Genomic DNA, 18,977 nt, shown 5'->3' with positions numbered 1-18,977 from the left:
AGGACGCACCATGCACAGCGTGGTTATTGAACAGCCCGGTCGGCTGACTATCCAACAGCGCCCCTTGCCGCAGCCCGCCGCCGATGAAGTACGCGTAAAGGTTAAATTTGCCGGTATTTGTGGTTCTGATGTACATATTTATCATGGTCACAACCCGTTCGCCCGCTATCCGCGCGTGATCGGTCATGAATTTTTTGGCGTGATTGACCAGGTCGGTAGCGAGGTTGATCCACAACGCCTTGGCGAACGCGTTTCCGTCGATCCGGTCGTCAGCTGTGGTCATTGCTACCCGTGTTCTATCGGTCGCCCCAACGTTTGTACCGAACTACAGGTGATCGGCGTACATCGGGACGGCGGGTTCAGCGATTATGCCTGTGCCCCGGCGCGCAATGCCTACCCTATTGCAGATAACATCAGCGACCGTCACGCCGCCATGATAGAACCCTTCACCATTGCCGCCAATATTACTGCCCACCTGCAACCCAACGCCGACGATATTGCGTTGATCTACGGGGCCGGGCCAATGGGGTTAACGGTGATCCAAACGCTGAAAGGCGTTTACGGCGTGAAGCACGTGATCGTCACCGATCGTATTCCTGAACGCCTGATGATGGCACAGGAGAACGGGGCCGACTGGACATTCAATAACGCCGACGCGTCGCTGTCTGCAGAACTGGAACAACGTGGTATCCGCCCGACGTTGATTGTTGACGCAGCCTGCCACCCGAGTATTTTGCAGGAGGCCATTCATCTTGCTTCACCGGCAGCGCGTATCGGTATTATGGGGTTCTCCGGTGACGCCTGTACCCTGACCCAACAAAGCATCACCAGTAAAGAGCTGTCGATTTTCTCCTCACGCCTAAACAGTGCACGCTTCCCGCAGGTCATCGATTGGATGGCCAGCGGGAAAATCAGCCCACAGAAATTAATCACCCATTGCGTACCCGCCGAAGACGTCGAGCAGGCAATGTTGATGTTCGAACAAGACCAGCGCACCTGCTGCAAAGTGTTACTGCAATTTAGTTAGTTTTTTCACCGGGGCATCGGGCGGTGATACCGCCCTTGCAGACAACAAAGCATCGCGATTAAAACAACATCAAGTGGAGTGCTTTCATGTTTAAGAATCTGCGTTGGACCATCGTATTCCTGCTGTTTATGGTTTACATGATCAACTACCTCGACCGCGTCGCGCTGTCGATTACCGTGCCAATGATCGAGAAAGATCTGATGCTGAATGCCGAACAGTTCGGCATCATCTTTGGCAGCTTCTTCTTCGGTTACGCCATCTTTAACTTTATCGGCGGGCTGGCAGTAGACAAATTCGGCCCAACGTTGGTTCTCGGCATCGCCGTTGGCCTGTGGTCAATCTTCTGCGGCATGACGGCGTTAGCCACCGGCTTCTATTCCATGCTGATCTTGCGCGTGCTGTTCGGCATGGCCGAAGGGCCGATCTGCGCCTCCGCCAATAAAATGATCAACGGCTGGTTCCCGAAAAAACAGGCGGCGACCGCAATGGGCCTGCTCAGCGCCGGTTCCCCTTTGGGCGGTGCCGTCGCGGGGCCGATCGTCGGTTATCTGGCGCTGGCGTTCGGTTGGCGGCCCGCGTTTATGATTATCTGCTCGATCGGCATTGTCTGGATGCTGGTGTGGTTCTTTGTGGTGGCAGATAACCCGGCGAAAAGTAAACGCGTCAGCGATGAAGAACTCGCGCTGATTAACCAAATGAAAGAAGAGACTCACAGTGCAGAGGAAGAACTGAGCCATGCCGCACACGGCCTGGGCTACTACCTGAAACAACCGATTATCTTGGTCACTGCATTCGCCTTCTTCTGCTACAACTATATCCTGTTCTTCTTCCTGAGCTGGTTTCCGTCCTATTTGGTGCAGGCACATAACCTGAACATCAAGGAAATGAGCCTCACCACCATGATTCCGTGGATTGTCGGTTTTGTCGGGTTGGCGCTCGGCGGGTATATCTCTGACAAGATTTTCAATATTACCGGCAAGCTGCTGCTGTCGCGCAAGATTGTGTTGGTCACCAGCTTGCTGGCGGCAGCTATCTGCGTCGCACTGGCTGGTACCGTCAGCAGTGTGGTCCCGGCGGTAATGCTGATGTCAGTGTCGATCTTCTTCCTGTACATCACCGGCGCTATTTACTGGGCAATCATTCAAGACGTTGTGCATAAATCCCGCGTCGGGGGTGCCAGCGGCTTCATCCACCTGGTCGGTAGCGTTTCCGGCATTATCGGCCCGATAGTTACCGGCTATATTGTGCAAAACACCGGCAAATTCGACAGCGCCTTTATGCTGGCAGGCGGCGTGGCGGCGCTCGGTGCGGTACTGGTCTTGTTGGTGATCAAAGCACCGCGCAATACCGCGCAACCGCAAATCTCAAAATCCTAATGCAATCGGGCGGCCATCGCCGCCCTGTCCCTCTGTCAGGAATTCCAGCATGATACTTTCCCCTAACAGCGCACTGCCGGCGGCAATTGCCCAGCCGGATTACGATCGAGAACGGCTTAAACCACGCATCGTGCACGTTGGCTTTGGCGCATTTTTCCGCGCGCATCAGGCTGTGTATGCCGAACAACTGGCTAACGATCACGCCAGCGACTGGGGTTACTGCGTGATCAGCATGCACAACGGCAGGCAAAAAATCGCCGATCTACAGCGGCAGGATTTGCTGTATACGGTTGCCGAAATGAACGATACCGATTGGCACGGTCAAGTGATTGGCGTTGTCAGGCAGGCTCTGCACCTGCAGGTCGACGGATTGGACGCCGTGTTGGACGCCATGGCGCAACCGGAAGTGGCCATCGTTTCGTTAACAATCAGCGAGAAAGGCTATTGTTATCACCCCGCCAACGGCCAGTTGCTGTCAGAACACCCGGATATTCAGCATGATATTGTTCATCCACAGCAACCACGTTCCGCGCCGGGGTTGATCCTGGCCGCACTGCGTCTGCGCCGGGAACGTGGGTTGCCTGCGTTTGCCGTGATGTCCTGCGACAATATGCCCGCCAACGGTCAGATGACTCGCAACGTGTTAACGCAGCTGGCACAACGGCAAGACAATGGCCAAACAGCGTGGATCGCACAGCATGTCGCGTTTCCCTCAACGATGGTCGACCGCATTGTCCCGGCGGTCACGGCAGAAACCCAGCAACATACGGAGGCATTGCTGGGTGGCGTAGCCGATCTGCTCGGTGTCGCCTGCGAGCCGTTCCGCCAATGGGTGATCGAAGATAACTTCCCACAGGGCCGCCCCCAGTGGGAAAAAGCCGGTGCCGAGTTGGTGAGCGACGTGCTGCCCTACGAAGAAATGAAGCTGCGGATGCTCAACGGCAGCCACTCGTTCCTCGCTTATTTGGGCTATTTGGCAGGCTATACCCACATCAGCGACAGTATGCAGGATGCCTATTTCGAGCGTGCGGCGCGCCATCTGATGCTGGCGGAACAGGCCCCGACGCTGCAAGTCTGCGGCGTGGATCTGGCGCAGTACGCTGAGTCGCTGCTGGCGCGTTACCGCAACACCGCACTGAAACACCGAACCTGGCAGATCGCCATGGACGGTACCCAAAAACTGCCGCAGCGCTTGCTGGACGCCGTTCGCTGGCATCTGGCACGCGACGGCAACGTTGACTGCCTGGCGTTAGGCGTTGCCGGTTGGATGCGATACGTCGGCGGTCAGGATGAGCAAGGTCAGGCCATCGAGATAAGCGATCCATTACGGGAACGCCTCGCCAATGTGGTCAGCAACAGTCGCGAAGGCCCTGAACGGGTGCTGGCCTTACTGCAACTTGATACCGTCTTCGGCCATGATCTGCCCGATGATCCGCGTTTTGTCGGGGCGGTGACCGATGCCTATCGGCAACTGCTGACACAAGGTGCCAAGGCTTGCGTGGCAGGATTGCCGCTCGGCTGTTCCTCACCGACAGCGTAAAATGGCTTTGTTCGACAAGCTGCGGAAGGATTTATCCGTCCGCAGCCAGCGGATAATCTGCTAGTATGGTGGCATTCACACTCAAGCTTGGTAATGCGTTGTCACCATGTCTGAATCCTACAGCCTCACCAATAATCTCCCGGTCAATCAGCAAGTCTACCGTTTCCTGCGCAAGGATATCGTCGATTGCACCATTCCCCCCGGTACACTGTTGTCCGAGAAAGAGATTTCTACCCGCTTTAGTGTTTCTCGCCAACCGGTGCGCGAAGCCTTTATCAAATTGGCAGAGGCTGGATTGGTGCAGATCCTGCCGCAACGCGGGACGTTTGTGATGAAGATTTCTGCCAAGCGGGTGGCCGACGGGCGCTTTATCCGTCAGGCGGTGGAATGCGCGATCGTGCGGCGTGCGGCGGAACGGATCACACCGGAACAACTGATGACGCTGGAGCATAACTTGCATCGTCAGGAGCTGGCGGCACAAAACCAGCAGACGCGTGAGTTTCTGACGTTGGACGATGAATTTCACCAACTGTTGACCCAGTTCGCGGACTGCCCGTTGGCCTGGGAGACCATCGAAACCATCAAGGCCACCATGGACCGAGTGCGTTTTCTCAGCCTGAGTGAGGTCTCACCACCGGAGAGCCTAATCCAACAGCACTACCGTATTTTTGCCGCGCTGAAGGCGCAGGATGCAGACGCCGCCGAGCGTGCCATCCACGAGCATCTACAAGAAATGATTTACTCAATCACCCCTATCGCCCTGCAAAATACCGAGTGGTTCGACGCAGAATAATCAGCGGCCTGGCCGTCAAGGGGGCGATCGCCCCCACGTATTTGGCCATGCAAATGGCATTTCCTCTCAATCGCATCTATTGTTTCTCCTTGCTGTCAGGATTTCATTAATATCGTTCTATCAGCTTCAATCACCGCTTTTTACTGCGCCGGTGGTCAGATACCTTGCCCTACCGGTGTTATGAAGAAGCTAATCGGGAGTTAATCATGACTGATATTGCACAGTTGTTAGGAAAGGAAGCGGAAGACCTGTTGCAACACCGCTGTACTACCATCCCTGCTGAGAATCTCTACCTACCGGGCGCCGACTTTGTTGACCGGATAATGATCGATAACAACCGTCCCAACACCGTTTTGCGTTCCATGCAAAGCCTGCTTAATCACGGTCGTTTAGCTGGCACCGGCTACCTGTCAATTTTGCCGGTTGATCAGGGCATTGAGCATTCTGCCGGCGCGTCGTTTGCTGCCAACCCGTTGTACTTCGATCCGAAAAATATCGTCGAACTGGCCATTGAGGCCGGTTGTAACTGCGTCGCCTCCACTTACGGCGTGCTGGCGTCCGTGTCACGCCGCTATGCGCACAAAATTCCGTTCCTGGTCAAACTGAACCATAACGAAACCCTGAGCTACCCAACCCAATACGACCAGACGCTGTATGCCAGCGTCGAGCAGGCTTTCAACATGGGTGCCGTCGCGGTCGGGGCCACCATTTACTTTGGTTCTGAACAGTCACGCCGCCAGATTGAGGAAATTTCTAGCGCCTTTGAGCGTGCTCATGAGCTGGGTATGGTCACCGTGCTGTGGGCCTATCTGCGTAATCCGGCATTCAATAAAGACGGGGTGGATTATCATTCCAGCGCCGATCTTACCGGTCAGGCCAACCATATTGCCGCCACCATTGGCGCCGATATCGTTAAGCAGAAAATGGCGGAAAATAACGGCGGCTACCGCGCGGTGAAATTCGGTTATACCGATGACCGCGTCTACAGCAAGCTGACCACTGACCACCCGATCGATCTGGTGCGTTACCAGTTGGCCAACTGCTATATGGGCCGCGCCGGGCTGATTAACTCCGGCGGCGCTGCCGGTGAAAACGACCTTCAAGAATCGGTGCGTACTGCCGTTATCAACAAACGTGCCGGCGGCATGGGCCTGATCCTGGGGCGTAAAGCGTTCAAGAAATCGATGAAAGAAGGTGTAGCGTTGATCAATGCCGTTCAGGACACCTATCTGGACAAGAAAGTGACCATCGCCTGATCACGGCGACAGCAAGTAGAGTTCTCTCCAGCCCGGTACGCCGGGCTTTTTCATGTCTTTTATCTGCTGATTCCCCTTTCCATTCTCACGGTCACCGTGCTTCGATGTTATTTTTCTTTCATAAGAAACTTTCACAATAAAATATTTATCTTTCAAAATGTGATCTATTTAAAACAAATGAATCCGTGAAGTGATTAGTGTAAGGCCCATGGCGACAGAGCTGCCGTTTTGCTCCAGGCCATACCTTCCATCACAGGAGAACAATAATGATTGAGCTAATCACTCAGGGTGCCGAATGGTTTATCGGCCTGTTTCAGAAAGGCGGTGAGGTGTTTGTCGGCATGGTGACAGGCATTTTACCTTTGTTAATCAGCTTGTTGGTCATTATGAACGCGCTGATTAAATTTGTTGGCCAGGAACGTATTGAACGCTTGGCGCAGCGCTGCGCGGGAAACCCGGTTTCACGTTATCTGCTGCTGCCGCTGCTCGGCACCTTTGTTTTTTGTAACCCGATGACCCTCAGCCTCGGCCGTTTTATGCCCGAGAAATATAAACCCAGCTACTACGCAGCAGCATCTTACAGCTGCCACTCCATGAATGGCCTGTTCCCGCATATCAATCCCGGCGAACTGTTCGTTTATCTCGGCATCGCCAGCGGGCTGACCACCCTCGGCCTGCCGCTGGGGCCACTGGCCGTGAGCTATTTTCTGGTCGGGCTGTTTACCAACTTCTTCCGCGGTTGGGTAACCGATCTCACCACCAGCCTGTTTGAACGCAAGATGGGCATCCGCCTGGATCGTCAGGTGCAACTTTAACCCGTGGAGTGCAGCATGAGTGCTTATATCCGTATTGAGAAAGGCGCCAGCGGCTGGGGCGGCCCATTACAGTTGCCGATCGAGCCGGGCAAAAAAGTGGTGTACATCACTGCGGGCACCCGCCCATCGATCGTCGACCGGCTTAGCGAACTGACTGGCTGGCCCGCCGTCGACGGCTTCAAGGAAGGTGAACCGCCGGCGGACGAGATTGGTGTGATGGTGATTGACTGCGGCGGTACCCTACGCTGTGGCCTGTACCCTAAACGCCGTATTCCGACGGTCAATATCCACGCCACCGGACAATCCGGCCCACTGGCAAAGTTTATTCTCGAGGACATCTACGTTTCTGGGGTGCGCGATAACAACATCAGCCTGGTAGCGTCGGAAACAGATGCGGTGCAAGCCGCCCCCGCCACTCAGTCAAGGGGACGGGATTACGACACCAGTAAAAAAATCACCGAGCAGAGTGACGGCCTCTTGGCAAAAGTCGGCATGGGCATGGGATCTGTGGTGGCCGTGTTTTTCCAGGCGGGTCGCGACACCATCGACACCGTCCTGAAAACCATTCTGCCGTTTATGGCGTTCGTCTCGGCGCTAATCGGCATCATCATGGCGTCCGGTCTTGGGGATTTTATCGCCCACGGTCTGACACCGTTAGCCAACAGCCCCATTGGCCTGGTGACGCTGGCGCTGATTTGCTCCTTCCCGCTGCTGTCCCCTTTCCTGGGTCCCGGCGCGGTGATCGCTCAGGTAATCGGTGTGCTGGTCGGGGTACAGATTGGCCTGGGCCATATCCCGCCGCAGCTGGCACTGCCCGCCCTGTTCGCGATCAATGCGCAAGCCGCCTGCGACTTTATTCCCGTGGGCCTGTCGCTGGCAGAAGCCAAACAGGACACGGTGCGGGTCGGTGTGCCTTCGGTATTGGTCGGGCGTTTCCTGACCGGCGCGCCCACCGTGCTGATCGCCTGGGCCGCCTCGGCCTTCATCTATCAATAACACTTACCGCCAGGGGCTAGTTATGAACACCATTTTTCAAACCACCATCACCCAGATTGGCGGCTCTGCTCGCGATGCGCTGTGTGATGACATGCTGATCACCTTTCGTGAAGGAGCACCGGCAGACATCGAAGAGTTTTGTTTTATCCACCAGCACGGCAATACCCTTGGTGAACTGCTCGCGGGTGGATGGATGGAGTTGGCGGATCAACGCTACCCGATCACAGCCGTCGGCAGCGTCGCTAACCAGAATTTGCGTGAATTGGGCCACCTTACCGTGCGTTTTGACGGGGAAACCCAGGCCGAATTTCCCGGCTCGATCCATGTTTCCGGCACCACGCCGATTGATATTCCGATAGGCAGTACGCTGAAATTTATCGCATAAGGAGTAGACCATGTCTGAAGTAGCAGTAGTGATTGGCGGTGGCCAAACATTAGGCGCATTCTTGTGCCTGGGACTGGCGCAGGCGGGTTACCGCGTGGCGGTGGCCGATTTAAACGCGGGGAACGCCCAAAACGTGGCGCAGCAGATTAACGATCAATACGGCGCAGGCTGTGCGCAGGGCTTTCAGGCCGATGCCACCGATGAACAAAGCGTGATGAAACTGGCAGCGGCAGTGGATGGTGCATTTGGACAGACCAACCTGCTGGTGTACAGCGCGGGGATCGCCAAGGCGGCACCAATCACCGATTTTCCGTTGGGGGATTTCGACCGCTCGCTGCAAGTGAATCTGGTGGGCTATTTTCTTTGCGCCCGCGAGTTTTCCCGCCTGATGATCCGCGACGGCATTGCCGGGCGCATCATTCAGATCAACTCCAAATCCGGCAAGGTCGGCAGCAAGCACAATTCAGGCTACAGCGCTGCCAAGTTTGGCGGCGTCGGGCTGACCCAATCACTGGCGCTTGATCTGGCGGAGTACGGCATTACCGTCCATTCGCTGATGCTCGGTAATCTGCTGAAGTCGCCGATGTTCCAGTCGCTGCTGCCGCAGTACGCACAGAAACTGGGGATCGCACCCGATCAGGTTGAAAAGTATTACACCGATAAAGTGCCTCTGAAACGCGGCTGCGACTATCAGGATGTCCTGAATACCCTGCTGTTCTATGCCAGTGATAAGGCGTCTTACTGCACGGGCCAATCAATCAATATTACCGGCGGTCAGGTGATGTTCTGATCGGATTATCCCTCCCTCTCCTTCGGGAGAGGGAAACCAAACAGGAGACGACATGACCCAGGCATTCATTATTTTTGCCGTGCTGGCCTGGCTACTGCAAATTGCTTTCGGCTGGTGGCAACTTCAACGTTTTAACCGCGCCTTCGACGGCCTATGCCAGCTGGGCACCGTCGGTGTCGGGCGTTCTGGCGGGCACTTTCGGCCACGGGTGGTCTTGGCACTGGCTTTCGATACCGAGCAGCGGGTCTGCGGCAGCATGCTCATGCGTGGCCTGACCATTTTTGCGCAACCGCGACAGCTCGCCCGTCTGCACGGGCTTCATCAGAGAGACCTTATCCCGGATGTGATCTTCCCCGAGGATCGCGCATGCCAGACTGCACTATCGTTAGCGATTGCCCCTAAATCATGATATTTTCACATTAAAAGACATTACCTTTCATATTGAATTATTCATTGAAGGGAAATGCTCAACTCTTGTGAACAGGACAGGCTATGAAACCAAAGCAGCGGCAGGCCGCTATCCTTGAATATCTGCAGCGGCATGGCAAAACGGCAGTGGATGCCCTGGCAGCACACTTCGCCACCACGGGCACCACCATTCGTAAAGACCTCACTCTGCTGGAGGACGAAGGCGAAGTGATCCGTACGTATGGCGGTGTCGTCCTCAGCCGTGACGATGGCGATCAACCGATCGACCGTAAAACCCATATCAATACCGAAAAGAAACGCCAGATCGCCTACGCCGCCATTGGGCTTATCAACGACGGCGATTCACTGATTTTTGACGCCGGCAGTACCGTGCTGCAAATGGTGCCGCATCTGGCGCAGTTCAATAACATCACCGTGATGACCAACAGCTTGCATATCGTCAATGCGCTCGTGGAGCTGGACAACGACCAGACTATCCTGATGCCCGGCGGTACCTATCGCAAAAAATCGGCCTCATTCCACGGCAGCCTGGCAGAATCCGCTTTCCAACAGTTCAGTTTCGACAAACTGTTTATCGGCGCAGATGGTGTAGACCTCAACGCAGGCGTTACCACCTTTAATGAGGTGCATAACGTCAGTAAAGCGATGTGCGAGGCCGCCAGCCGCATTATTCTTCTGGTAGACTCGTCGAAATTCGGCCGTAAAAGCCCGAACGTGGTCTGCGACCTGGCCGCCGTAGACACGCTGATTACGGATAAAAACATCAACCCGGATTATCTCGCCGCGCTGCAAGCGAAAGGTATCAATATCATTCTGGTAGGAGATTCTGATGAGTAACGCCTCGGCCCTTCTGGCCTTTGCCCGTGAAACACTGGAAATTGAGCTGACAGAAGCACAACGTCTGCTGGAACGGCTGGACGATAATTTCGTCCGCGCCTGCGAACTGCTGCTGAACTGCCGTGGCAAGGCCGTGGTTTCCGGCATTGGCAAGTCCGGTCACATCGGCAAAAAAATCGCCGCCTCTCTGGCCAGTACCGGCACACCGTCGTTCTTCGTACACCCGGCGGAAGCGCTGCACGGCGATCTCGGAATGATCGGTGCCGATGACGTGGTGATCTTTATCTCTTATTCAGGCCGAGCCAAAGAGCTGGATCTTATCCTGCCGCTACTGGCGGAAAATACTATCCCGGTGATCGCCATCACAGGCGGTAAAGAGTCACCGTTAGCACAGGCAGCGGCCTGCGTGCTGGATATCAGCGTTGAACGTGAAGCTTGCCCAATGGGGCTGGCTCCGACCTCCAGCGCAGTCAATACGCTGATGATGGGTGATGCATTGGCCATGGCGCTGATGCGTCAACGCGGTTTCAATGCCGAAGATTTTGCCCGCTCACATCCTGGCGGCAGTCTGGGCGCACGTTTACTGAATCGGGTACATCACCTGATGCGCACAGGCGATCGCCTGCCTCAGGTCAGTGAAAATGCCAACGTCATGGAAGCGATGCTTGAACTGAGCCGCACCGGGCTGGGCTTGGTGCCCGTGTGTAACGCACAGCAGAAAGTGGTCGGCGTCTTTACCGATGGTGACCTGCGTCGCTGGCTGGTGAAAGGGAATAGCCTGCAGGATGCGTTAAGCCCGGCGATTACCCGCCCCGGCTACCGCTTGCCAGAACAGTGGCGCGCCGGAGAAGCGCTTGAGGCGTTACACGAACAGCATATCAGCGCTGCCCCGGTGGTCAATTTGGACGGCGTACTGGTGGGCGCGATCAACCTGCACGACCTGCATCAGGCGGGCATCGGCTGACGAAAAGGACAGAAACCCGCACTGTCTGCGGGTTTCTTTCTATCCTCAGCGTTGACTTAGCTGGGCACTGCCTCAACGATCGAGACATAACAACCGGTGTTGATTATCCGGTTCAGCTTCAGACCGGCAGTGGCCAGCAACGCCCTCAGTTCTTCTTCGGTACGCGCTTTCCCGCCGTCAAAACTCCCCATGAGCAGCAGATCGATCTCTCTGGCACTGTCCCAATCATGACCTTCTGGGATCACCGGTTCCATGATCAACAGTGTCGAATCAGGATGCATAGCATTGCGGCAGCTGCGTAATATCCGGCTGGCCGGTTCGTCCGGCCAGTCCATGGTGATGTATTTCAATAAATAAAAGTCCGCCGTCGGACACGACTCGAAGAAGCTGCCGGCACAGGTTTCCCAACGAGAATCGTCCCCGAGTTCACCGAGCCGATTTCTCGGCAAGATCTGCGGCTGATCGAAAAGGATACCTTTGAGCGTCGGGTTAGCACGCAATACGCTCAGCAGCAATCCGCCCAATCCCCCCGCAATATCCACCACCGTCGCATTTTCTGGGAAATGATAATTTCGCACCAGAAATTTATTTTCCACCGATGACATGGACGACATTCCGGCATGAAAGTCATTTTCCGACGCGGGAATATTTTCCCTCGACCAATATTCATAAAAAGACATTCCGAACAGCTGTTTGAACACCGGGTCACCCCGAACAGTTCCCGTCAACTTGCCCAAAGGCAGCCAGAATGTGTCATCAGTAAGCATGATGACTGCAGCACGCAAAGAATCCCTGGCATCGGAGCGCAGGCATTGCGCCACCGAATTTAGCGCGAAATGGCCGTCGTTAGAAACGGTAAAAATATTGCGAGATACCAGCGTGCGCATAACGCGATGCAATAAGTCCTGATCCACCGCCAGCTGACTCGCCAGCTCCCGGGACGTTTTGGGCGTATCAATCAGAGCGTCGGCCACATTCAGCTCCGTCGCGACCCGTAATGCGGCCTGCACGGTGAACCCCATCGCCTGATCCAACAAGTATAATGACGCTTTTTCATCTTCAGAAAGAGTAATGTGATTTGTTTCCATGATCATAATGCTCCGCTTACATATTTATCTCCAGACACCATTGCAAAAAGCTGCAATGCCTATTTTTCCGGTGAAAATAAATTCGCCAAACAAGATCATAGACACTAAATAAAATAAAACCATAAAATAAAAGTGGTTATTATTTAAGAAAGAAAATAAAACTCACAACCCATTAAATACTAAGGAGATAAATATAATTACGCACAAAAAAATAATACAAAACAGATATAACCAAATAATAAAATCATTATGAAATAACATTTATCCTATTTAGACATTGTTTTATATGGGTTTAATTTTAATGTTCTATATTCATCGCAAAAAAACGGCCAAATGCGTCAGCATTCAGCCGAATACTGATTATTTCCAGTCTGGATTATTCTCAAACTGTTGTTTCAACAGCGCCTTCATGTCCTCGTCCGGCTTGCCCAACCATTGGTATTTAGCGTATTTCTTCGGATGATCAACCGCTTCCGGTTTGTTCGCCACTTCGACGCGCACCGCCCATGCCTGTGACTTGTCTTCTTTAAACGCCACCATCATAAAATTGTTGGCACAGTCGTGGGGTTTGCACACATTGCCCACCAAATAATTTTGGCCCTTCCAACTCAGGCTTTGCGCCGGGGTTGATGTCCCCATTCCCTTACGCGCCCACCCCGGTAAACGGGCCTGGCCTTTCACCATGTTCTGCCAACTTGTCTGGTAGCCCGGCTGCTGGATCACATCGGAGGTAGTGACAATTTGTTGGGCAACGCTGCCCACGCTGAAGCTGAGTAACACGCCGAAGATGGCACCGCGAAGTGCGTTTTGTCCTGTCATGGCCTTCTCCTTTAATAAAATTCGTCCGCACCCGGCCAAAACCGGGCCTGAATCTAGTCAGACCACAGTGACGGCAAAAAGTTGACTCACCACCAGGCGTGAAAATGATGCACCGGTCCGATACCCTGCCCCACTTCCAGGGTGTCGGCTTGCTGCAACGCTTTTTGTAGATAATCTTTGGCCGACGCCACCGTGCTGGCCCAATCATCATGGCGCGGGCGCAATGCGGCTAACGCGGCGGAAAGTGTACAACCGGTACCGTGCGTATGACGGGTCGCCACACGTGGCGCAGTGAAACGCAGTTCCTGCCCATCGCTAAACAACCAGTCCGGGCTCTCACTTTCACTCAGATGACCGCCCTTCATCAGCACCGCCCGACAGCCCATTGCCAGCAGCGCCTGGCCTTGCTCACGCATTTGCCGTTCATTCTCCGCCGGCGCACATTCCAGCAAAGCCGCAGCTTCCGGCAGGTTCGGCGTAATAATCGACACCAACGGCAACAGTTCGCGACGAATAGAGTCCACGGCCTCTGGCGCCAACAGGGGATCACCACTTTTCGCCAACATCACGGTATCCAGCACCACAAATGCCGGTTGGTAATGACGCAAACGCTCCGCCACCGCCTGCACAATGTCAGTGTTAGCCAGCATACCGATTTTGGTGCTGTCGATACGCACATCGCTGAACACGGAATCAAGCTGAGCGGCGACAAAAGCAGGGTCAATATTGTAAACCGACTGCACCCCGCGGGTATTTTGCGCCACCAGTGCCGTAATAACGGAGGCCCCGTAGGCACCCAGCGCAGAGAAGGCTTTCAGGTCAGCCTGGATACCTGCACCGCCGCTCGGATCGGTACCCGCGATGGTCAATGTGTTAATTCGTTTCATTGCAGATCCTCCGGCCGCAGTTGATACAACGCGTCGAGGAACGCAGGGGTGAAACTGCCCGGCCCTGCGGCATCGCGCGTGGCACGTTCACCACACAGCGACATCACCCGGCAGGCAGTCGCGACGTTGTCCAGCCGATCGCCCGGCAGGCTGCAAAATGCCGCCACTACGGCCGATAAGGCACAGCCGGTTCCCACGACCCGCGTCATCAGTGCGTCCCCCCCTGCGACGGCCCACTCACGCTGGCCGTCGGTGACATAATCCACGACCCCGGTTACCGCCACGACAGCGCCACTGCTCCGTGCCAGCTCACGCGCGGCGGGTAAAGCCGCCAGCGAATCGTCCGTGCTGTCTACGCCGCGCCCACTGGTCTGCAGACCGCTCAGCGCCATGATTTCGGAAGCATTACCGCGGATCGCCGCGGGTTTTTTACCTAACAGGCAATGGGCAAAGGCAGTGCGGTACACCAACCCACCAACCGCCACCGGATCCAGCGTCCATGGCGTTCCCGCCGTATTGGCGGCCTCCACCGCCGCCAGCATGGATTCGGCACGTGAGGCATTGAGAGTACCGATGTTAATCAGCAAAGCATTCGCCAGCAGGCTGAACTGCGCTGCCTCTGTCGGTTCCACCACCATCGCAGGGGAAGCGCCGAGCGCCAGCAACACGTTAGCCGTCAGCTCCTGCACCACTTCGTTGGTCAGGCAGTGAATCAATGGGGGTTGGTGCTTAAATTGGGTCAAACAGGCCGCGGCACGGGCGCCGGGTAAAGCATCAGGTCGAGCGAACATATTCCTCCCAACCGGCGTTCAAGAAGGCGGGTACCGGTTGGGGCACCGAGACTTCCCTACGCTGGCATAATCCAGATCAGGTAATACGGGTAAAATCTCAGCCCCTAGAGGCACCCCGAGTCATGTTGGTTGTTTGTCTTTAATTTTTGCCAGATTAAGGAAAGTGGCTCACTGATGCAAGCTTCCCTTCTCGGTTACGCTTCTTCGCGTTGTCCCTCATTTTGTCCCCTACTGGTTTGATACTTATTGATCATGCGGGTGTTTTTTGTACAATGCCGAAAAGGAGTTTTACGTAACAAATAGAGGGAATTATGAGAGAAGGTATCGTGCTTTGTCAGGGGGATAGAACCACATGCGGAGGAAAAATAACCGTGGGTTCTGCTCATGGTATTGCTTTCAACAAACCACAAGCAAAGGAAGGCGATCCCGTCACCTGTGGCAAGGATGGTAAGACCTATAAGATCATTGGGGGTATCTCTTTTTATACCACGGGCTCCGACAATAAACGCGTAGCCGGCTCGCTGGATAGCGTTAGTTCATGCCCCTGCAAGGCAAAAATCCTGCCCTCTAACGCTTACCCACGCTATGCAAACAAAGTATCCCCAGCATTCAGAAATACAGGTTTAACGGCTGCGACACCTTTGCCAGCCACACTGATGCCTCTGAACACAACAGAGCCTGAACAACATGCACAAACAGCAAAGAAGAAAGCTGGGATCGATGCAGGTTTTGCCGTTATCCCTTGTGGCGGCACAACAGAAGGCTGGCAGCGCCTTCTGTTCACTGAGCATCCGCCCGCAGGTGTTAAAGAACTGTTCACAACGCTGAACGGCGCAGGGAAAGAATACAAAGCGGGTTCCATTATGCTGGTAGTTGATCCTGAAAAACAGGACGACGAACAGATCGCCCACATGCAAGACGCTAAAGCTCGTATTGACGCGGCACTGGAACCACTGACGCACAAGGAAGCTAACTTCCTGCATCAGCATTACGCCACAATAGCCAACTTCACCAATATTGCTGATAAAGGGATTGGCCTTGCTGCTGAACCCGTTGGAAAGTATTTTGAAAATATCGGAAAGATCCTCCATGAGATCCAAACCACCTACAAAAACACCTACTTAACCCGCGGTGCGTTGATTGGTGAGCAGTTCTATGTGAGGCGCGCCCAGTTGTTCAAGGAACTTGAAACCGTACTTAAGGTTGGCTTCTTGAATAAAGCAATGAAGTTTGGCGAATACACGAAGATAAAAAATGCCCTTGGCCTATCCACAAGTTCCATCACTCATAAATGGAATGAAACGGGGATCGGTGACATTGATGGCTATGCTACGCACATAGATCGGGCGGCTAAATATGTTGAGGCCATGAGATATGTTGGTTATGTCGGAATTGGCTTTAGTGCCCTTCACTCTTTGAACGAAATACATGAGGCTTGTTCTGTTGGTCGTGAAGATCAGTGTACAAGGAAAAAGTACACTGAGGTAGGTAGCTTTGCTGGTGGTACTGGTGGAGGTCTTTTCGCTGGCGGTTTTGCTATTCCTCTTTGTGTTGCTATTGGAATCGGTTCTACTGGTATCGGAGGACTCGCTTGTACGGTGATTGCTGGTGCAAGTTTGGGATATGCAGGAAGTACCGCAGGCAGTGCTCTTGGAGAATTAGGTGGGGAGCAATTGTATGAAACTTTCGGCAATTGATTTTATCATTACCTATCGAATTCAAATTTCTGGAATCTTATTGATTTGTGGAATGATAACATACGCCACCTACGCAATTTACGACAAATTGAACAAGAGAAGATTTGTTACCCTATGTTCTTTATTTGTTGAAAAATTTGGAGCAAGACCTGCGGAAGTTCTCATTTATCAGAGTGGTGGTGTTTTCTTCTCTTTTATGCGTGATGCTTTCTTCATTAAAGCATTATATTTCAAAGAGAATTCATTCCACACTCGGGGGATGGATAATAACCAGATCCGCTTTATTAAGGAGCTCCCTAAGCAGTATACTAATTGGCTACGGATGAAAGTTAGGATATCCATTGTTGGTTTTATCTTATTGATTACGATGCTGGCAATCTACTACTTACCTCCATGGATTTGGAGCTAAAATAATAAATCCAGCAGTTGACAGCTCTTTATTTTGTCATTGGTAAAGGGTTACTTAGCTTCTTGTATTTACTGATCATGTCACCCTCTGTTGTGGTCTGCCGTGAGATAACGTAACCATCACTTTTAAACACCTTTGCAAGTTCAACCATCCACTTGAAAACCTCATGCAATGCTCCTTTTTCAGTGCTAAAAGCCATTGCACAGGGTACCCCGAGTCAAGGCGAAAATTAGTGGGGTTGCTGACGGTGAGGTCAATTGCGCTATAGTGTCAAAAAAATAAAAAGGAGATGCCATGCAGATAAGACCCTACCAAGAAGCCGACCGCCCCTTCCTGCGCACGCTGTATTTGGCATCACGCAAAGCGGCGTTTCCGTGGCGCGATACCGACGATTACCGACTAGAGGATTTCGATCGTTCGACGTTGGGTGAGGATATCTGGGTAGCGGAGGATCAGGGGACGCTACTGGGATTTGTATCGATTTATCGCCAAGATAATTTTATCCATAATCTGTATGTTGATCCTCACCTGCCGCCCCTAGGCGTAGGCAGTGCCTTACTGCAGGCGGCAGAACAGACATTTACTGCCACCGGTTCATTGAAATGTCTGGTGAAGAACGAAAAGGCGTTGGCGTTTTACCATAAACACGGCTGGCAAAAGATAACCACCGGCAACGACGGCGCGGAAGACTACTACCTGCTGCACTCGCCTAAAAAATAGCGTCATCCGCTGTGAGCCAAACCTGAAAAGGCCTGACATCGTCAGGCCTCTAAAACGGTTCAGGCTACAAACCGCCGGTTACCCTTGCAAAACGATATCCTGCATCGCCGGGATATAACCGTAATCGTACACCTCGCGCACAAAGGAGCGGTCGCCTTCCAGCACAATCCGCACCGTTGGCGCTTCCGTCCCGCCGATACGGTAATCCTGGCCGCTGGTTGGCACGCTGTCGATGAACGACGTCACCAAACCATTTGGCATCACGCAGTGTGAATACGTCTGGAAAGGCTGCTCCGGCGGGTTACCCAGCACCAGGCCTGAGGCGTTCATCGGCGTGTAAGGCCCGGTCAGACTATCGCTGACGAAACCGTACACCCCATCCGGCCCGGTCAACCCTTCGGCATAGGTGAATTTATGGCTGATGGTGAACAGGTAATATTTGCCGTCCTGGAACACATAGTGCGGTCGTTCGGTCTGATCGTTGACGCCCATAGCCGTAACCAGCGGCGGCAAAATCTCCCACTCTTCACCGCGATTATCCTTCGCCACCGCCAGGCCGATACAGCCCACCTGGAAACGTGCGCCGCCCACCTCTTCATGGCCCGGCGGCACCAGCCCCAGCTCTTGCGGGCCAACCACATGCGAACCGCGATCGCCGGCTACGTTACCCTCGAACACCATATACAGTTTGCCGTCCTGCGGATCAATAAACGGGCTGGGGTCGCGGAAGTTCCAGTAGGGATTCTGCGCTTCGGTCTGGTAATACACCCCGTCGGCCTCGAACAGCGATTTCACTTCGTTGAAATCCTGCAGTTGCACGCCGTCATCCGACGTCACAATGCGGCCGCGCACTTTGGCAATGGTGGCACCCGGCGTCACGCAGGTGTAATACAGATCGATATCGCCTTCGTTATTCAACAGGATAGGAGTACCCGCCCATTCACGCGTCGTCGGTGAAACCCCTTCCGCCATCACCCGGCCGCCGAAGATCCAGTCTTTACCCGTACGGGAATACCAGTAGCACATGCGCGCACTGCCGTGACGATCTTCCCAGTCGCGCTTGATGTCGTAATTGCCGTTGCCATCAATATACTGCGGGTCATGAGGATGGCGATCGGCGGTCAGCGTTAAAATCACTGACCAGCCGTTGACGGAAACCACGGCGCCCTCCAGGGTGCGCAGCGGCATGGTGTCCCAGATGAACACGCTGTCACTCATTACCGGAAAATCGGCGCTCACCAAAGGTTGCGTGGTGGTCGGATCGTTTTCGTTGACTTTCAGCGCCTCTGCGCGGGTCCAAATGGTCGGTTTGTAATTTAGGTTTGTCATAATGATTTCCTCTTAGCAAGTAAGCTCCC

The 18,977-nt window shown here is 54.0% G+C and carries 20 protein-coding genes and 1 riboswitch; of the genes, 15 read left to right on the top strand and 5 right to left on the bottom strand.

The features are described from left to right. Positions 1-10 precede the first annotated feature (10 nt). The 12 genes from ACI2J2_RS20600 to gutQ all read left to right on the top strand — a co-directional run bounded on the left by ACI2J2_RS20600 (position 11) and on the right by gutQ (position 11,208). Entirely contained in the window at positions 11-1,027 is a 1,017-nt protein-coding gene (locus tag ACI2J2_RS20600) for a Zn-dependent oxidoreductase (protein WP_404760779.1), read from the top strand. Positions 1,028-1,113: 86 nt separating this feature from the next. After that, on the top strand, positions 1,114-2,403 hold the full coding sequence (locus tag ACI2J2_RS20595) for an MFS transporter (protein WP_265555391.1): 1,290 nt from the start codon (positions 1,114-1,116) through the stop codon (positions 2,401-2,403). Positions 2,404-2,452: 49 nt separating this feature from the next. After that, on the top strand, positions 2,453-3,943 hold the full coding sequence (locus tag ACI2J2_RS20590) for a mannitol dehydrogenase family protein (RefSeq protein ID WP_404760747.1): 1,491 nt from the start codon (positions 2,453-2,455) through the stop codon (positions 3,941-3,943). 106 nt (positions 3,944-4,049) lie between these two features. After that, positions 4,050-4,736, top strand: coding sequence for a GntR family transcriptional regulator (locus ACI2J2_RS20585; RefSeq protein ID WP_209638250.1), 687 nt, complete (start codon positions 4,050-4,052; stop codon positions 4,734-4,736). 206 nt (positions 4,737-4,942) lie between these two features. Next, positions 4,943-5,992, top strand: a complete 1,050-nt coding sequence (gene fbaB / locus ACI2J2_RS20580; protein WP_012146277.1) for a class I fructose-bisphosphate aldolase — start codon at positions 4,943-4,945, stop codon at positions 5,990-5,992. A 266-nt stretch (positions 5,993-6,258) separates the two neighbouring features. Next, positions 6,259-6,807 carry a PTS glucitol/sorbitol transporter subunit IIC gene (locus ACI2J2_RS20575; protein WP_209638254.1) on the top strand — a complete coding sequence of 183 codons (549 nt, stop codon included), beginning with the start codon at positions 6,259-6,261 and terminating at the stop codon, positions 6,805-6,807. Between the two features lie 15 nt (positions 6,808-6,822). Continuing rightward, complete coding sequence (locus ACI2J2_RS20570; protein WP_404760746.1) at positions 6,823-7,803, top strand: PTS glucitol/sorbitol transporter subunit IIB; 981 nt, start codon at positions 6,823-6,825, stop codon at positions 7,801-7,803. A gap of 22 nt (positions 7,804-7,825) precedes the next feature. Further along, complete coding sequence (srlB, locus tag ACI2J2_RS20565) at positions 7,826-8,188, top strand: PTS glucitol/sorbitol transporter subunit IIA (RefSeq protein ID WP_209638258.1); 363 nt, start codon at positions 7,826-7,828, stop codon at positions 8,186-8,188. Between the two features lie 10 nt (positions 8,189-8,198). Then, entirely contained in the window at positions 8,199-8,978 is a 780-nt protein-coding gene (srlD, locus tag ACI2J2_RS20560; RefSeq protein WP_404760745.1) for a sorbitol-6-phosphate dehydrogenase, read from the top strand. A gap of 52 nt (positions 8,979-9,030) precedes the next feature. Then, on the top strand, positions 9,031-9,387 hold the full coding sequence (gene gutM, locus ACI2J2_RS20555; protein WP_404760744.1) for a transcriptional regulator GutM: 357 nt from the start codon (positions 9,031-9,033) through the stop codon (positions 9,385-9,387). An 83-nt stretch (positions 9,388-9,470) separates the two neighbouring features. Next, positions 9,471-10,244 carry a DNA-binding transcriptional repressor gene (locus ACI2J2_RS20550; RefSeq protein WP_209638262.1) on the top strand — a complete coding sequence of 258 codons (774 nt, stop codon included), beginning with the start codon at positions 9,471-9,473 and terminating at the stop codon, positions 10,242-10,244. Next, positions 10,237-11,208: an arabinose-5-phosphate isomerase GutQ gene (gene gutQ, locus ACI2J2_RS20545; protein ID WP_209638264.1), complete on the top strand. Its 972-nt coding sequence runs from the start codon at positions 10,237-10,239 to the stop codon at positions 11,206-11,208. The genes ACI2J2_RS20550 and gutQ overlap by 8 nt, the downstream gene beginning before the upstream one ends. A 56-nt stretch (positions 11,209-11,264) precedes the next feature. Here gutQ and ACI2J2_RS20540 read toward each other — a convergent pair whose 3' ends face one another. The 4 genes from ACI2J2_RS20540 to thiM form a co-directional block, all read right to left on the bottom strand. Next, positions 11,265-12,296 carry a methyltransferase gene (locus tag ACI2J2_RS20540; RefSeq protein ID WP_404760743.1) on the bottom strand — a complete coding sequence of 344 codons (1,032 nt, stop codon included), beginning with the start codon at positions 12,294-12,296 and terminating at the stop codon, positions 11,265-11,267. A 360-nt stretch (positions 12,297-12,656) separates the two neighbouring features. Continuing rightward, complete coding sequence (locus ACI2J2_RS20535; RefSeq protein WP_265555379.1) at positions 12,657-13,115, bottom strand: inhibitor of vertebrate lysozyme family protein; 459 nt, start codon at positions 13,113-13,115, stop codon at positions 12,657-12,659. An 86-nt stretch (positions 13,116-13,201) separates the two neighbouring features. Continuing rightward, entirely contained in the window at positions 13,202-14,002 is an 801-nt protein-coding gene (gene thiD / locus ACI2J2_RS20530) for a bifunctional hydroxymethylpyrimidine kinase/phosphomethylpyrimidine kinase (protein ID WP_404760742.1), read from the bottom strand. Beyond that, complete coding sequence (thiM, locus tag ACI2J2_RS20525) at positions 13,999-14,793, bottom strand: hydroxyethylthiazole kinase (RefSeq protein ID WP_209638271.1); 795 nt, start codon at positions 14,791-14,793, stop codon at positions 13,999-14,001. Before thiM ends, thiD begins: the two co-directional genes overlap by 4 nt. Positions 14,794-14,829: 36 nt before the next feature. Further along, a riboswitch (TPP riboswitch) is annotated at positions 14,830-14,921 on the bottom strand. A gap of 183 nt (positions 14,922-15,104) precedes the next feature. Between thiM and ACI2J2_RS20520 the strand changes: the two genes are divergently transcribed. From ACI2J2_RS20520 to ACI2J2_RS20510, 3 genes are all read left to right on the top strand, one after another. Beyond that, positions 15,105-16,490 carry a PAAR domain-containing protein gene (locus tag ACI2J2_RS20520; protein WP_404760741.1) on the top strand — a complete coding sequence of 462 codons (1,386 nt, stop codon included), beginning with the start codon at positions 15,105-15,107 and terminating at the stop codon, positions 16,488-16,490. Further along, on the top strand, positions 16,471-16,899 hold the full coding sequence (locus ACI2J2_RS20515) for a hypothetical protein (protein WP_404760740.1): 429 nt from the start codon (positions 16,471-16,473) through the stop codon (positions 16,897-16,899). Before ACI2J2_RS20520 ends, ACI2J2_RS20515 begins: the two co-directional genes overlap by 20 nt. 294 nt (positions 16,900-17,193) lie before the next feature. Continuing rightward, a complete protein-coding gene (locus tag ACI2J2_RS20510) occupies positions 17,194-17,619 on the top strand; it encodes a GNAT family N-acetyltransferase (RefSeq protein WP_209638292.1) in 426 nt (141 codons plus the stop codon). A gap of 78 nt (positions 17,620-17,697) precedes the next feature. On the opposite strand, the gene ACI2J2_RS20505 is transcribed toward ACI2J2_RS20510, so the two are convergent. Next, positions 17,698-18,948 (bottom strand): glycoside hydrolase family 68 protein, encoded by a 1,251-nt coding sequence (locus tag ACI2J2_RS20505; protein WP_404760739.1) that lies wholly within the window; start codon positions 18,946-18,948, stop codon positions 17,698-17,700. Positions 18,949-18,977 lie beyond the last annotated feature (29 nt).

Source organism: Serratia sp. NPDC087055, assembly GCF_044900985.1.
Classification (GTDB): domain Bacteria; phylum Pseudomonadota; class Gammaproteobacteria; order Enterobacterales; family Enterobacteriaceae; genus Serratia.
The sequence above is the reverse complement of the archived record's forward strand: the minus strand, read 5'-3'. Positions and strand labels throughout refer to the sequence as shown.